Annotated in this window: 12 protein-coding genes; 9 read left to right on the top strand and 3 right to left on the bottom strand. The window is 32.1% G+C overall.

All coding sequences use genetic code 11. The features are described 5' to 3' along the window. Nucleotides 1-402 precede the first annotated feature (402 nt). The 4 genes from BOW57_RS07415 to BOW57_RS07400 all read left to right on the top strand — a co-directional run bounded on the left by BOW57_RS07415 (nt 403) and on the right by BOW57_RS07400 (nt 3,250). Complete coding sequence (locus tag BOW57_RS07415; protein ID WP_129053597.1) at nt 403-807, top strand: T9SS type A sorting domain-containing protein; 405 nt, start codon at nt 403-405, stop codon at nt 805-807. A 409-nt stretch (nt 808-1,216) separates the two neighbouring features. Next, nucleotides 1,217-1,582, top strand: a complete 366-nt coding sequence (locus BOW57_RS07410) for a T9SS type A sorting domain-containing protein (RefSeq protein WP_089055178.1) — start codon at nt 1,217-1,219, stop codon at nt 1,580-1,582. A gap of 501 nt (nt 1,583-2,083) precedes the next feature. Beyond that, nucleotides 2,084-2,491 carry a T9SS type A sorting domain-containing protein gene (locus tag BOW57_RS07405; protein WP_089055179.1) on the top strand — a complete coding sequence of 136 codons (408 nt, stop codon included), beginning with the start codon at nt 2,084-2,086 and terminating at the stop codon, nt 2,489-2,491. Nucleotides 2,492-2,863: 372 nt separating this feature from the next. Further along, nucleotides 2,864-3,250, top strand: coding sequence for a secretion protein (locus BOW57_RS07400; protein ID WP_089055180.1), 387 nt, complete (start codon nt 2,864-2,866; stop codon nt 3,248-3,250). Between the two features lie 54 nt (nt 3,251-3,304). On the opposite strand, the gene BOW57_RS07395 is transcribed toward BOW57_RS07400, so the two are convergent. After that, the gene (locus BOW57_RS07395; RefSeq protein WP_129053596.1) at nt 3,305-3,760 is read right to left on the bottom strand and encodes a type ISP restriction/modification enzyme; all 456 of its coding nucleotides are present in this window, start codon (nt 3,758-3,760) and stop codon (nt 3,305-3,307) included. A gap of 242 nt (nt 3,761-4,002) precedes the next feature. Here BOW57_RS07395 and BOW57_RS07390 point away from each other — a divergent pair, with 242 nt between their 5' ends. Next, nucleotides 4,003-4,389, top strand: a complete 387-nt coding sequence (locus BOW57_RS07390) for a flagellar motor protein MotB (protein ID WP_129053595.1) — start codon at nt 4,003-4,005, stop codon at nt 4,387-4,389. Nucleotides 4,390-5,001: 612 nt separating this feature from the next. Here the strand turns inward: BOW57_RS07390 and BOW57_RS07385 are convergent. Further along, a complete protein-coding gene (locus tag BOW57_RS07385) occupies nt 5,002-8,442 on the bottom strand; it encodes a methylmalonyl-CoA mutase family protein (protein ID WP_129053594.1) in 3,441 nt (1,146 codons plus the stop codon). A gap of 290 nt (nt 8,443-8,732) precedes the next feature. On the opposite strand from BOW57_RS07385, the gene BOW57_RS07380 reads away from it, so the two are divergent. The 4 genes from BOW57_RS07380 to purU all read left to right on the top strand — a co-directional run bounded on the left by BOW57_RS07380 (nt 8,733) and on the right by purU (nt 13,717). After that, nucleotides 8,733-10,295 carry a L,D-transpeptidase family protein gene (locus BOW57_RS07380; RefSeq protein ID WP_129053593.1) on the top strand — a complete coding sequence of 521 codons (1,563 nt, stop codon included), beginning with the start codon at nt 8,733-8,735 and terminating at the stop codon, nt 10,293-10,295. 273 nt (nt 10,296-10,568) lie between these two features. Beyond that, a complete protein-coding gene (locus BOW57_RS07375) occupies nt 10,569-11,828 on the top strand; it encodes a hypothetical protein (RefSeq protein ID WP_129053592.1) in 1,260 nt (419 codons plus the stop codon). A 220-nt stretch (nt 11,829-12,048) separates the two neighbouring features. Beyond that, nucleotides 12,049-12,771 carry a DUF4197 domain-containing protein gene (locus BOW57_RS07370; RefSeq protein ID WP_129053591.1) on the top strand — a complete coding sequence of 241 codons (723 nt, stop codon included), beginning with the start codon at nt 12,049-12,051 and terminating at the stop codon, nt 12,769-12,771. A gap of 91 nt (nt 12,772-12,862) precedes the next feature. Beyond that, nucleotides 12,863-13,717 (top strand): formyltetrahydrofolate deformylase, encoded by an 855-nt coding sequence (gene purU / locus BOW57_RS07365; protein WP_089056507.1) that lies wholly within the window; start codon nt 12,863-12,865, stop codon nt 13,715-13,717. 144 nt (nt 13,718-13,861) lie between these two features. Here the strand turns inward: purU and BOW57_RS07360 are convergent, their stop codons facing one another. Further along, a complete protein-coding gene (locus BOW57_RS07360) occupies nt 13,862-15,355 on the bottom strand; it encodes a catalase (RefSeq protein ID WP_129053590.1) in 1,494 nt (497 codons plus the stop codon). Nucleotides 15,356-15,502 lie beyond the last annotated feature (147 nt).

Genomic DNA, 15,502 nt, shown 5'->3' with positions numbered 1-15,502 from the left:
AATCACCTAAAATAATTCAAATTTTAACCTATAACGGTTTCGTAAATGAGGATTTTGTATAAAAATACTGTTCAAAAACAGGAGAAAATCGTCGTTTTTTTCATAACTGATATTTTTCTGAATGTTTTTTTTCTAAAATCGTATTTAATCAAACATTTTTATAGTCATCTAGTATTTTTTGTAAGAATACAGGAGTTTGCAAAAAATATTAACAATCTCAAATCATTAAAAAATAACAACTGAATTAACAAAAATACCTACAATAATTTAAATTTTAACCTATATCGGTTTCGTAAATGAGAATACAGCATATAAATTGGAAAATAGAGTAAATAAAAAATAGGTGCCACTGAAGTAATTTTACATCAGAAAATTAGTGATAACAATTTAAAACGAAATACTATGAAAGCGATTTTAAAATTAAGTTTAGTATGTGCAGTACTTTTATCAGGATTCAGTACTTATGCAATTGATGGAAATGAGGACTTTAATCTTCATGTATTGAAAAACGGAAAAATGATCACTTTTGGTCTTAACCAAGTTCAAAAAGCAAAATTAGCAATATACGATAAAGAAGGAAATTTGTTCTACTCTGAAAATGCTGCTGGTAAAGATGGAATTTTAAGAACTTTTGATTTACAAGATTTTCCAAACGGAACTTACTTTTTAGAAGTTGAAGACAATTCTAAAAAAGTGAGATATGAAATTATCGTAAACGATGATTTTACAACATTATCATCAAAAGCAATTTCAGCTGTTTACAAAGCAGATTCTTCTGCAAAAAATACAAGCGTAGCAATACGCTAAAAAAGTTTATACTCTCATACAGTATAAAAATGAGGTTAGATAGTTAGTAAAGTTAAAAAACGTAAGTTTTAGAAACAGCTCTTTGTGGTTATTGAGCTGTTTTTTTTTGTCCTTTATTGAACTAAGATTTTAGCTGCTAAAATTTAACTGCAAAGTGTGTAGAGAGTTTTATGAAGATCATTTTTCTACGAAACTCCATCAAATCAACGCTATCTTATTTTTAAAGAAAACATTAAATAATAACAAGTGAATTAACCAAAACGTAACAAATAACGCAAAATTTAACCTATAACGGTTTCGTAAATGAGAATATAGCACATATATTGGAAAATAGAGTAAATAGAAAACAGCAATCTAGAGCCTAATTTTACATTCAGAAATTTGAGATAAATAATTAAAACTAAATAGTATGAAAAAGATTTTAAAATTGAGTTTAGTATGTGCAATACTTTTATCAGGAATAAGTTCATATGCAATTGACGGAGGTAACGCTTTCAATTTGCACGTATTAAAAGCTAATGGAAAAGTAATCACTTTTGCTTTAAATCAAACTCAAAAAGCAAGCCTTAGTATATACGACAAAAACGGAAGTTTAATTTATTCTGAAAATGCTTCTGGTAAAGATGGAATTCTAAGAACTTTTAGCTTAGAAGAATTTCCTGCTGGTACTTATTTCTTAGAAATTGAAGACAGCGTTAAAAAAGCAAGACATGAAATTACAATAACAGACGAAAGTTCACTTTTATCTTCAAAAGCACTTTTGACTGCTTATTAAACAAAAAATAAGCGCCGCAATGCGCTGTAAAAATTTATACTTTGTTTAAAGTATAAGGTTAGATAGTTAGTAAAGTTAAAAACGTGATTGTTTTAAAACAGCTCTTTGTGGTTATTGAGCTGTTTTTTTTGTGCTTTATTGAAATGAGATTTTAACCTCTAAGATTTAACCGCAAAGTTCGCAAAGTTTTTTAGACAAAGCTTTGCGAACTTTGCGTTTTTATAAATTCAGCATTTTAAAAATCATTGCGTGCTTTGCGGTTAAATCCATACAATACATGTAAATAAATTCTTAATTCAATGTAAATTCAAAATCAAGAAAATAATTGAAAAATAATAACCAAATTAACAGAAACAGTAAATATTATTCACATTTTAACCTATAACGGTTTCGTAAATGAGAATACAGCATCGAAATTGGAAAATAGAGTTGTTAAAATACACGCACCTCTGTAGTAATTTTACTTCAGAGAATTAAACTAATAATTTAAAACTAAGTATTATGAAAAAGATTTTAAAATTGAGTTTAGTATGTGCAGTACTTTTTACTGGAATGAGTACGTATGCAATCGATGGAAATGAAGACTTTAATCTTCATGTAATAAAAGCTAACGGAAAGCTTATAACATTTGCTCTTAATAAAGTGCAAAAAGCAAATCTGGCAATTTACGACAAAGACGGATCTCTAATTTATTCTGAAAATGCTTCAGGTAAAGATGGAATTTTAAGAACTTTTAATCTTGAAGAATTTCCAGAAGGAACTTACTTCTTAGAAGTTGAGGATAATGTAAAAAAAGTAACACATCAAATTACCATTACAGATGATGCAACTGTATTATCAAAAAAAGCGGTTTCATCAGTTTACAAAGCAGGTTTTTCTGCAAAAAATACAAGCGTAGCAGTACGCTAAAAAAGTTATACTTCTCATAAAGTATAAATCAAGGTTAGATAGTTAGTAAAGTTAAAAAACGCAAGTTTTAAAAACAGCTCTTTGTGGTTATTGAGCTGTTTTTTTTGTTTTAAACTCAAGCAGATTTCATTGTTTATTTTTATTTTGAAAAACTATTCTTAATAAATGTATCGCACTGGTTTATACGTCATTAAAAAAATGATATAAAAAAAAATCCAAAACACCAGCAATTACGTATATAGTGTAACCAAAACACAGAAATAGTTTTAATTCAGCATTTTAGCCCATTAAAAAAGCACTTTTTTTGCATAAAATTAAATTTGTATTTGTAGTTTTGCGCGTTCCACATTAGTAATAAATATTAAAAAAAACATGACAAGATTTACCAAAACAGGGTTAGTTGCGGCCTTTTTTTTAGCAACTGTATTTTCTTATGCCATTGATGGAAAAGGAGATTATATTTTGAACATTAAAACCGGAGAAGGAAAAGTAGTAAGCTTTACTTTAGATACTGTTCAAAAATCATCATTTTCTATCTACGACGAAAATCACAATTTACTTTATGCTGGAGAATCTGCAGCAAACAAATTAGAGGTTTCAAAAACAATAAGTCTTGAAGGTTTTCCAGCCGGAACTTATGTTCTTGAAGTAAAAGCAAATGATAAGGTTGCAAAACATGAGATTAAAGTTGCTTCTAAAAAAGTAAAAACCGTAAAGTTAGACGAATCAGTAAATGAAAGTCCATCTTTTCGCCGCTAATTTTTTTGCCCTAAAAATTAGAAAGCATCAGCCGCAGCTGATGCTTTTTTTTATTTATTCCCTTTCTTGATTTCTAAAATTACTCCCAATTTGAATCAGTTCCCAAAACAAATTAGAATCCATAGGAAGAGGGATTTTCTGAATATCATTCTCTAAATCCTTATTATAAAGTGACGAATGCAAAACAGCATAACATAAATCTAATAAATCAAATGAGGTAAAACTTTGTTTATACTCTAAGCGCAGTACTTCGCTGTTTGCAAAACACACATTTCCTGTTTCTTTTTTATCAAGAAATAATAAACCGTATCGATTTGTAATACTCTTTAGCAATTCAGAATTTAATTCTGATGTTTCCTGAAAAAGATTATCAAGTGTAAAATAAACTACTTTTTCATCTAATGAAAGTTTCAAAACAAGCCTTTCTAAGTCAACTTTCAGAAGATCTTTTTCCTTGCTTTCATCAACACGAAAATTAATTATTTTATTAAAATATTGTCGAACTGTCATAATATTCTTAACTTTATAACTCTAAAGTTATAATTTATCCTTTGCATAAATGAAATATTTATTCTGATAAATCGTTTTTCATTATAAGAAATTTTCTATTTAATACGTTAATTCGTTTCTAACAGCCGTAAAAAATCGATAAAACTAAAAAAACACCGTCTAAATACATGTTATATACTTGATTTAGATATATTTGCAAAAATAAAAAATAATAACCAAACCATTCATTTAAACCAATATTCATGAAAGAAAAACTAGCTGTATTAGTGCTGTTGACTGTTTTTTCACTTCGTGTTTCTGCTCAAAATGAAAAGCCTTTCATAACAGACAAGATAAGCGACAAGTATGCTTATGTTGATGTGATTAAAACTTACGAACGTATTGCTGCAAAAGGCTACAAATCTGTCGACTTGTTTCAAAAACTAGGAAATTCCTCTTACTCTAACTACAAACTAGATAAGGCTGCTGCGTGGTACGGTGAACTTTTCGCTATAACATCAGATTTAGAACCTGTTTATTATTATCGCTACGCAGAATCTTTGCGCTTTATTTGTCAAAATGAAAAAGCCGATGCTGTTATCGAAAAACTAAATCGTAAACCCAAAGTTATTACTAGAAAAAAGGTTTAAAAGAAACTGATATAAAAAAACCTCTCAGAAATGAGAGGTTTTTTGTTTTATTCCACACCAGTAATACCACAATATTGTCATTTCGACCAAAGGGAGACTCGAACGTCAGCGAACTGGCGAAGCAAATCACACTCGGGGATCGACTTAGCAAGTCGCCAATCTTTGTAGAAATACTAGTGTGATTTCTCCTTACGTCGAAATGACAAACTTTATGGAGTTTTTGGGATTTGTTGGAGAGATTGTTTGAAAATGATTTTATTTTTTGCTTTTCCAAAACGGCATAAACATACCCCGTGGTTTCAACCACGGGAACGTAATATTGTCTTGCTCGTATTGTGTACCCTTAGTTGAAACCACGGGCTATATTTGACAATAGGATTTTGTCTGTCATTTCGACGTAAGGAGAAATCACACTCGGGAATCGACAAAGCAAATCGCCAATCTTTGTAGAAATACTAGTGTGATTTCTCCTTACGTCGAAATGACAAACTTTTTTATTATGTTACCCGCTCAGCAAAAGAACACTTTCTCAAGTATGAAGATTTCAATTTTTCATAAAAAAAACCTCCCATAATCTGAGAGGTTTTCCATATCATTAAAAAAATAAAAAAATTACATATTCCTTCTATACTGCCCGCCAACTTCAAACAACGCCGAAGTAATCTGACCCAAAGAACAAACTTTTGTAGCTTCCATTAAATGGTCGAATAAGTTTTCGTTTTTAATAGCAGCTTCTTGCAGTTTATTTAAATGCTCGTTTACTTTTGCTTCATGAAACTGGTGTAAATTATCCAGCATCGTGATTTGATATTGCTTCTCTTCTTCGGTTGCACGAATAACTTCTGCCGGAATTACCGTTGGAGAACCTTTTGAACTCAAAAACGTGTTTACACCCACAATTGGGAAATCACCGTTGTGTTTTAAAGTTTCGTAATACAAACTTTCTTCCTGAATTTTAGATCTTTGGTACATCGTTTCCATTGCGCCTAAAACTCCGCCACGTTCTGTAATTCTGTCGAATTCTTGAAGAACTGCAGCTTCAACCAAATCAGTCAATTCTTCGATGATGAATGAACCTTGAATTGGATTTTCGTTTTTGGCTAAACCTAATTCTTTATTAATAATTAACTGAATTGCCATTGCACGACGTACAGATTCTTCTGTTGGCGTTGTAATCGCTTCGTCGTAAGCATTGGTGTGCAATGAATTACAGTTGTCATAAATCGCGTATAAAGCCTGTAAAGTTGTTCTGATATCATTGAAATCAATTTCTTGCGCGTGTAACGAACGTCCAGAAGTCTGAATATGATATTTCAACATTTGTGCTCTTTCGTTGGCTCCATATTTGTTTTTCATGGCTTTTGCCCAAATTTTACGTGCCACACGACCGATTACCGAATATTCTGGATCTACTCCGTTTGAGAAGAAGAATGATAAGTTTGGTCCAAAATCATTAATGTTCATTCCACGGCTCAAATAATATTCCACGTAAGTGAAACCATTTGAAAGCGTAAATGCCAATTGCGTAATTGGGTTCGCTCCTGCCTCGGCAATATGATATCCTGAAATTGAAACGGAATAGAAATTACGAACGTTTTTAGTAATAAAATATTCCTGAACGTCACCCATTAAACGCAAAGCAAATTCAGTTGAGAAAATACAAGTATTCTGCGCCTGATCTTCTTTTAAAATATCAGCCTGAACGGTTCCTCGAACTTGCGAAAGTGTTCTGACTTTTATTTCATTATAAACCTCCAAAGGTAAAACCTGATCTCCTGTAACGCCCAAAAGCATTAGTCCTAAACCATTATTTCCTTCTGGTAAATCGCCTTGATATTTTGGTCTTTCAATACCTTTAGCAGCATATATTTTGTTGATTTTTGCCTCAACTTCTTTTTCTAATTCATTCGCTTTAATATACAATTCGCATTGCTGATCGATCGCCGCATTCATAAAAAAGCCTAACAACATTGGCGCTGGTCCATTAATTGTCATACTTACAGATGTTAAAGCATGCACCAAATCAAAACCTGAATACAACTTTTTAGCATCATCTAAGCAACAGATTGAAACTCCTGCATTACCGATTTTTCCATAAATATCTGGACGTAAATCTGGATCGTTTCCGTATAAAGTCACACTGTCAAAAGCAGTCGAAAGTCGTTTTGCAGGCAATCCTGCACTTACATAATGAAAACGTTTATTGGTTCTTTCTGGTCCGCCTTCGCCCGCAAACATTCTAGACGGATCTTCGCCTTCACGCTTAAACGGATACAATCCCGAAGCAAAAGGAAATTCTCCAGGAACATTTTCCTGCAAATTCCAACGCAGAATATCGCCCCAGCCTTCATATTTAGGCAAAGCAATTTTCGGAATTTGTAAATGTGATAAGCTTTCAGAATGTGTTGCAATCTTAATTTCTTTATCACGCACTTTAAAGGAGTAAACTGGATTTTTGTATTTAGCTACTTTTTCATCCCAATTCAGGATAATTTCCCAATTGTACGGATCTAAATCCATTTTTACTTTATCAAATTGATTTAGTAAAAGATTTAAAAAGATTCTGTTTTCGTCATGTTCAGCAATTCCGCTTGGTAAAACAGTTGAGTCGTCAATTCCCGCTTTATTAATTTGTGGAATTTTCCCTGAAACCGATTCTATGGTTTTGAAAATTCCGTATAATTTTTGAGCTACTTTTTGCTGTGAAACTGCAGTTTCATCATAAGACCTGTTATTTTCTGCAATTTCAGATAAATAACGTGTTCTGTGAGGCGGAATCACGAAGATTTTCTCGCTCATTTCCTTTGTGATTGTAAAAGTCGACTTCAAATCTGAAGCCGTTTTTTCAACCACTTTATCCATAATCGCTTTGTAAAGCGTATTCATTCCAGGATCGTTAAACTGCGAAGCAATTGTTCCGAAAACAGGCATTTCGTCAGGATTTTTATCCCAAAGATTATGGTTTCTTTGATATTGTTTTTTTACATCGCGCAAAGCGTCAAGCGCTCCGCGTTTATCAAATTTGTTCAAAGCTACTAAATCAGCAAAATCAAGCATGTCGATTTTTTCTAATTGCGTTGCAGCTCCAAATTCTGGAGTCATTACATATAAGGATACATCAGAATGATCCATAATTTCGGTATCAGACTGACCAATTCCAGAAGTTTCCAAAATAATCAAATCGTATTTTGCTGCTTTCAAAACCTGAATCGCTTCGGCTACATATTTAGATAATGCCAAATTAGATTGACGAGTTGCCAGCGAACGCATATATACACGAGGATTATTTATGGCATTCATACGGATTCTGTCTCCTAAAAGCGCTCCTCCCGTTTTTCTTTTTGATGGATCGACAGAAATTAATCCGATTGTTTTTTCTGGAAAATCAATTAAAAAACGACGTACTAATTCGTCAACCAAAGATGATTTCCCTGCTCCACCCGTTCCTGTAATTCCTAAAACAGGAATTTTAGAATCGGCGTTGCTTTCGTGAATTTTATCAAAAACTGGTTTTGCAATCTCAGGAAAATTCTCTGCAGCCGAAATTAAACGGGCAATTGCTGTTGGAACTTTATTTTCGATATGATCGATTTCTCCATTTAATTTGTCTCCAATAGGAAAATCAGCTTGTTGAACCAAATCATTAATCATTCCTTGAAGTCCTAACGAACGTCCATCATCTGGTGCATAAATTCTAGTAATACCATATTCATGCAATTCTGAGATTTCGCTTGGCAGAATTACTCCTCCTCCCCCGCCAAAAATCTTGATATGCCCTGCTCCTTTTTCGCGAAGCAAATCGTACATATATTTAAAATACTCATTATGACCTCCTTGGTAAGAAGTCATTGCAATTGCATTAGCATCTTCCTGAATTGCTGTATTAACCACTTCTTCGACACTGCGGTCGTGTCCTAAATGAATTACTTCAACTCCTGTTGACTGTATAATACGACGCATAATATTAATGGCGGCATCGTGTCCGTCAAAAAGTGAAGCAGCTGTGACAATTCTTACTTTATTTTTAGGAATATATGGTATTTGTTGTTCCATTTTATGAATATGATAATTTTAAGGGAGCAATTTACAAAATATTTTAATATTTGGTTACTCTAATAGCTTTATGTTAACAAAAAAAGATTCACTATTCCTAAACTACTGGGGTAACATTTTAAATCCTTTATTGATCTATAGTATATAAACCTACAACATGGCAATTTTGATAAATCTATATTTAATAAAGCAACTCATTTTCAAGATCTTAAAGTAATTTAGTAAAGTAGAAAAAGCCCCAAATTTTTACCAAACTTAAAATCTAAGTAATAACGTAAAAATTAAAAAAAATGAAAACTACATATCACCTAAGTATAATTATTGCTCTTAGTTTTATTATCGTATCTTTTAATAAGTACGAGAATGTTGAATCTAAGAAATACAAATCTAACGTTTTGGCTTTTTACAATAATTCAGATAATGATAATGTAAAAGACAATGTTTCGAACGAATTCTTCAAGAAATATACTGATTTAAAAAAGTATAAATCTGATGTCATGTCCTTATACAAAAACAGATCTCTTGGAACTATTTGGTACGATGAAAATGAGATCAATCAATTTGGCACCATCTTATATGAAAAAGCAAAAAAAACAAACGATTTGGTTATTCCTTACCAAAAAGAAATAGACCAGCTTTTTGATTCTTCATCAGAAACCAATCTCTCTATAACCGATGCTGATATGCTTTTAAGTTCTTTATACATTGTATATGCTCAAAAAAGTAATTCAGATTCAAACAAAAAATTGTCTTATGATGCCATGCTGAAAGATTTTTTAAACTACAGTACAATCGAAAAAGCAACAGTAAAAACTGAGGACGATAAAAATCTTTATGACCAATACTATAAACTGCAAGGCGTCTTAAAACAATATAAAAAAATAGAAAAATCTAATAAATGGAAACCTATTACAACAGAAACTCCATACAAAGATTTGCGTCCAGATGCAGTTTCAAGCACAATTGCTCAAGTTAGAACACGTTTGTATTTATTGGGCGATTTAAAACAGGATTCTAAAAGTGATATTTACGATCGTGAACTAATGGATGCTGTTATGAAATATAAAGTTCGTAATGGTTTTAAACCAAATTACATTCTGGCAGAAGAACATATTAAAGAAATGAATATTCCGCTTTCGGATAAAGTAAAAACTTTGGTACTTAATATGGAAAGAGTTCGTTCTATTTCGGCTGAGCTGGTAAACAATGACGAATATATTATGGTAAATGTTCCGTCTTACGAATTGATTTATGTTAAAAACGGAAAAATTGAATTAACTTCAAGTGTATTTGTAGGATCGCCTTTGACTAAAACTACCATTTTTAACGGGCAAATCGAAAGAATTGTTTTTAGTCCTTACTGGACAGTGCCGCAAAGTATAGTTGAAAATGAATTAAAATTAAAAATAGCTGCCAATAAAAATTATCTTGCCGAGCATAATATGGAAATGGTAAACGGCCAGATACGACAAAAACCGGGACCAGAAAACTCTTTAGGTTTGGTTAAATTCATGTTCCCAAATCCAGACGATATTTATATGCATGACACTCCATCTAAAACTTTATTCGATTTTGAAAAAAGAACTTTCAGTCATGGATGTATTAATGTAAAATTAGCCAAAGAATTAGCAGTCGCCATGCTAAAAGATTATCCTGAATGGACAAAAGAAAAAATAGACAACGCAATGGCAGGAAAAGCAGAAAACAGTTTCAAACTTTCTAAAAAAGTACCTATTTATATCTGCTATTTTACTTCGCTTGTAAATGAAAATGGAGAGGTTGGCTTTTTTCAAGATGTCTACGAAAAAGATGCAGCTCTAACTCCTGAAAAATCAGCTGTTGCAGTAAACTAAATTTAATTTAAAATTTAAGAATCAATCGGAAATTCATTTATTTGAGTTTCCGATTTTTCATTGTTCGCTGCATATGCCATAACTTAATACTGCAAAATATTCTCCTAATTTGAAATTTCCACAGAATTAAAAAACAAAACATCAAGGTACTAGAAATCTACATTTACTTTTAAGAAATGTACCATATTAAGAAATTGTTTTTTTGTTAATTAAAACATGCTTTTTACTGGTACATTTAATAGTCATATTCATATATTTGACAAAAATTTTTTTATGAAAAAAACTACCCTAATCTTATTACTAACTGCATTAAGCAGTGTGTCTTATGCTCAAAAAGCAGACACCAACAAGAAAAAAGTTAAGATAACGATTCCGAAATCTGACTTTTTCAAAAACATTAAAACATACAATATTATTGTTCAAGGAGACGATACTTGGAACGCAGATTACGCTGACAAGACCACAAAAACTTATGAGCATAATGTAGCTAAAAACACTATTGAAGATTACTCTAAAAAAGATGCCTCAAACCCAGATGTTCGCGTTTTAATGGGATATAAAGGAGCTACTTACAAAAGAGCTGATAATGGTACTTATCTTTTAGACGGAGATTTCAAATATTTGGTTTTAGGAAAAAACAATGAAATCATATACGAAAAAGGCACAAATGCCAAAATGTATTCTGGAACTTACGTAAACGGAAAACCAAATCAAAGTTTAGCAAGTGACCTTAACAACATTGGATATAAATATCTTGCTGATAACAATATTTTTACAACCGAAAAAGAATTCACATTAAACTACGGTGTATTCGAAAAAGCAGATGAGTTTCCTGAACTTATCGAGTTTAACACTAAAACAAATGAATTTTTAGACAAAGTTGCAAGCAATTCTTTAGATCAATCTTATCTAACAGAACTTGAAAAATTCTATTTGGGTTATGTAGGTAAAGAATACAAAAAATTAAAACCAAAAGATTACAATAAAGTAATTTACCTAAACTTATCGCTGACACAATTGTTTCTTTTAAATTTTAACAAAGCTTTAGAATACCTTGAAACTGCAAAGCAAGGTGCAGGTATGATGAGTATGTGGCCAGATGAAGCTAAAGCAAACATTACAAGTTTAATGACAGTAAACCAAAGTAACTTTACTGCAAAAGTTGAAAACCCAACATTTGACTCGGCTTACTACATTTATATTAGCGGAACTGTATCTCAAAACGGAAAAACACAAACTGGAAAACTAAAAACGGATCGATTTGCAAATCGTACAGAGGGAAGTATTCTATCTTCAAATGATCCAACTGAATCAAAAGTTTGGATTTATAAAGATAATGGTGAAACTGATTTTGTTGTAGTTAACGACAAAACAACTATCACTACGGATAAAGGATTAGAATTGAAATTTATTAAATACAACAACGCCTTTATTTTAGTAGAAAAAACAGCAGATTCGTCTTTTAAAAAATATGAATCTTCTGCAACTGAAATTTATGCAGAGAAAGACGGAAAATTTGAAGTAAAGCAATAAGCTCATTTTTTTTAATACCGATTAAAAAGATTCAACTAAAAAAGTTGAATCTTTTTTTTTGCAGTATTGTCGTCTCTCCCATTCATCAAATTTCTATATCTAAGAAATTGAAAGCTATTCTAATGTTAATTATAAAACAAATTGTTACAGCTCCTTGAATAAAATTGTGGCTTTATTTTTGAATAAGTAGTATTTTTGAAACTTAAATAAAAACCCTATAATGAAAAAGATTTTAATTCTGTCTCTTCTATTTTCTCTAAGTTCTCAGGCTCAGGTAAAAGAAACCTTAGCTCAAAAAATATCAAAACTATCTACTAAAGTTTCAGGAGTTGGCGGCGTTGATATTGCATCTGGATTAAAAGAAGCTTTAAATAAAGGAATTACAGAACAAGTAAGTAAATTAACCGCCGTAGATGGTTTTTATAAAAATGAAGCTGTAAAAATTCTAATGCCCGAAGAACTGCAAAAAGTCGATGCTACTTTAAGAAAAGTTGGATTAAGTTCACTTGCCGATGAAGGTGTTAAAATGCTTAATCGTGCTGCCGAAGATGCTGTGAAAGAAGCAACTCCAATCTTTGTTTCGGCAGTGAAAAATATGTCGATTACCGATGCAAAAAATATATTGCTGGGAAATGAAAGCGCTGCAACAACGTATTTACAAAGCAATACAACTAAATCTTTATACGGAAAATTTAATCCCGTAATTAAAAGCTCATTCGAAAAAGTAGGTGCAGATGTGGTGTGGAAAAACATTATAAATAAATACAACACAATCCCGCTTGTAAAAAAAGTAAATCCAGATTTAACGGATTATACAACAACTCAGGCTTTATCCGGTGTTTTTAAAATGATTGCTGTCGAAGAAAAAGATATACGTACTAACATTACCGCAAGAACAACGCCTTTATTGAAAAATGTTTTTGCAATGCAGGATAAAAAATAGTTTTTTTTGTTTAACTGCTTAATCGTTTATTCGTGCAATCGAACAAACGATTAAGCAGTTAAACAATTAACCAATTAAACCAAAAAACGAAATGCAAAAAATAACCATTCTGATTCATTGCAAAGACCAAAAAGGAATTATCGCTGCAGTGACAACTTTTATTGCCAAAGTTGAAGGAAATATCATTTACATTGATCAGCATGTTGATGTAGAGCAAAATGTCTTTTTTATGCGATTGGAATGCGAATTGACCAATCCGAAAACTACAATTGAAGATTTTAAAACTGATTTTGATCAATCTATCGCCACCGACTTTAATATGTCATGGGATTTGTACAATCAGGAACAAAAGCCAAAAATGGCATTGTTCGTTTCTAAATACGATCACTGTTTATTTGATATATTAGGACGTTACAGCGCTGGCGAATTAAACATCGAAATTCCGCTTATAATAAGCAATCATAACGATTTAAGATCAATTGCGGAACGATTTGACATTCCGTTTCATTGTGTGCCTTTTACAAAAGACAATAAAGAAGAAGGCGAAGCCAAACAAATTGAACTTTTAAAAAGATATCAGATCAATTTTATTGTTTTAGCACGCTATATGCAGATTATCACACCCAATTTGATTTCACTTTACGAAAATAGAATCATTAATATCCACCATTCGTTTTTACCTGCTTTTCCTGGAGCAAAACCCTATCATTCAGCCTTTAAACGAGGTGTAAAAATTATTGGTGCGACAAGCCATTACGTTACCGAAGAATTAGACGAAGGACCAATTATCGAGCAGGATATTGCAAGAGTTTCTCATATTCACTCAGTTGAAGATTTTATCATGAAAGGCCGCGATTTGGAACGCATTGTTCTTGCAAGAGCAATTAAACTGCATGCAGAAAGAAAAACAATGGTTTATAGTAATAAGACAGTTGTTTTTTCTTAAGGCTCAAAGTGGCAAAGGTTCAAAGGAACAAAGTTTTTTCTTTATAATAAAACGAAACAAACCCGACAGATTTCAAAAATCTGTCGGGTTTAATTTTAAAATCATGAAGCAAACCTTTGCCACTTTGAGCCTTTGTACCTTTTTTTAACGAACCACAATCGACAATCTTGGATCATCAAAAGCATCTACTTCAGCCATTGTCATTCCTAAAGCGTTAGCAACTCCTTCTCCATATGCTGGATCAGCTTTGAAACAGTTTCTGATATGGCGAATCTGAATAAACTTTTGAGCGCCGCCAACTTGTCCTGCAGTATTTTTAAACAACAATTGTTTCTTTTCTGGAGTTAACAAATTGAATAATAATCCCGGCTGTGTGAAATAATCATTATCATCATCTCTAAAATTATGTGCCCACGCATCGCCGTGAAGTTTCAATGGCGGTTCTTTAAATTCTGGCTGTTCTTGCAGTTCGCCAAAACTATTTGGTTCATAATGTTTTTTCGAGCCGTTATTTCCATCGACACGCATTGCTCCGTCTCTGTGGAAAGTATTATAAGGACATCTTGATGAGTTTACAGGAATTTGGAAATTATTTACTCCTAAACGATATCTATGTGCATCTCCGTAAGAAAACAAACGGGCTTGCAGCATTTTATCTGGTGAGAAACTAATTCCAGGAACAACATGCGCCGGATTAAAAGCTGCTTGTTCTACTTCGGCAAAATAGTTTTCTGGATTTTTGTTCAACTCAAATTCTCCAACTGGAATCAATGGAAAATCTTTTTTCAACCAAACTTTAGTCAAATCAAAAGGGTGAAAACGATACGTTTCAGCTTGTTCTTCGGTCATAATTTGAACAAACAATTTCCATTTAGGAAAATTCCCTTCTTCAATAGCATCAAACAAATCTCGCTGGTGGCTTTCTCTGTCGCCTCCTACTAATTTAGCCGCTTCTTCATCAGAAAGGTTATCAATTCCTTGCTGTGTTACAAAATGAAATTTCACATAATGTCTCTCATTTTGTTTGTTTATAAAACTAAAAGTATGACTTCCAAATCCGTGCATTTGTCTGTACGATCTAGGAATACCTCTATCACTCATTACTATTGTAACCTGATGCAAAGCTTCTGGCAGTAAAGTCCAAAAATCCCAATTGTTATCAGCACTTCTCAAATTGGTTTTTGGATCACGTTTTACCGCATGATTTAAATCAGGAAATTTCATTGGATCACGGAAAAAGAATACAGGTGTATTGTTTCCTACTAAATCCCAGTTTCCTTCGTTTGTATAAAATTTCAAAGCAAAACCTCGAATATCTCTTTCTGCATCTGCAGCGCCTCTTTCTCCTGCAACTGTAGAAAAACGAGCAAACATTTCTGTTTTTTTACCAATTTCCGAAAACAAATCGGCTCTTGTATATTTAGTAATATCATGAGTTACTGTAAAAGTTCCGTAAGCGCCAGAACCTTTAGCGTGCATTCGTCGTTCTGGAATAACCTCGCGATCAAAATGCGCCATCTTTTCTAAAAACCAAAAATCTTGTAACAAAACAGGTCCGCGAGGGCCCGCAGTTTGAATGTTTTGATTGTCTGGAACGGGAGTTCCGGTAGCAGTTGTTAATTTTTTGTTTGATTCCATATTGCTGATATTTAATGTTTTATCAAATATACAAACTTATCTTTAGCATATTGATAATCAAAATTGATTGTTATTATATTTTAATAATAAAAAACTATATGTTATTGCAGAAAGCTCAAAATCAACACTTAAAAAATCTTAACGTAT

The sequence above is a fragment of the Flavobacterium sp. YO64 genome (assembly GCF_004119505.1).
Taxonomy (GTDB): domain Bacteria; phylum Bacteroidota; class Bacteroidia; order Flavobacteriales; family Flavobacteriaceae; genus Flavobacterium; species Flavobacterium oncorhynchi.
This window is presented reverse-complemented; position numbering and strand designations above follow the sequence as displayed.

Bases quoted from the DNA above. Each gene is read 5' to 3' on its own strand.
- BOW57_RS07360 (WP_129053590.1), bottom strand. From the start codon at position 15,355: ATGGAATCAAACAAAAAATTAACAACTGCTACCGGAACTCCCGTTCCA.
- BOW57_RS07375 (WP_129053592.1), top strand. From the start codon at position 10,569: ATGAAAAAAACTACCCTAATCTTATTACTAACTGCATTAAGCAGTGTG.
- BOW57_RS07380 (WP_129053593.1), top strand. From the start codon at position 8,733: ATGAAAACTACATATCACCTAAGTATAATTATTGCTCTTAGTTTTATT.
- BOW57_RS07415 (WP_129053597.1), top strand. From the start codon at position 403: ATGAAAGCGATTTTAAAATTAAGTTTAGTATGTGCAGTACTTTTATCA.
- BOW57_RS07410 (WP_089055178.1), top strand. From the start codon at position 1,217: ATGAAAAAGATTTTAAAATTGAGTTTAGTATGTGCAATACTTTTATCA.
- purU (WP_089056507.1), top strand. From the start codon at position 12,863: ATGCAAAAAATAACCATTCTGATTCATTGCAAAGACCAAAAAGGAATT.
- BOW57_RS07400 (WP_089055180.1), top strand. From the start codon at position 2,864: ATGACAAGATTTACCAAAACAGGGTTAGTTGCGGCCTTTTTTTTAGCA.
- BOW57_RS07370 (WP_129053591.1), top strand. From the start codon at position 12,049: ATGAAAAAGATTTTAATTCTGTCTCTTCTATTTTCTCTAAGTTCTCAG.
- BOW57_RS07395 (WP_129053596.1), bottom strand. From the start codon at position 3,760: ATGACAGTTCGACAATATTTTAATAAAATAATTAATTTTCGTGTTGAT.
- BOW57_RS07385 (WP_129053594.1), bottom strand. From the start codon at position 8,442: ATGGAACAACAAATACCATATATTCCTAAAAATAAAGTAAGAATTGTC.
- BOW57_RS07405 (WP_089055179.1), top strand. From the start codon at position 2,084: ATGAAAAAGATTTTAAAATTGAGTTTAGTATGTGCAGTACTTTTTACT.
- BOW57_RS07390 (WP_129053595.1), top strand. From the start codon at position 4,003: ATGAAAGAAAAACTAGCTGTATTAGTGCTGTTGACTGTTTTTTCACTT.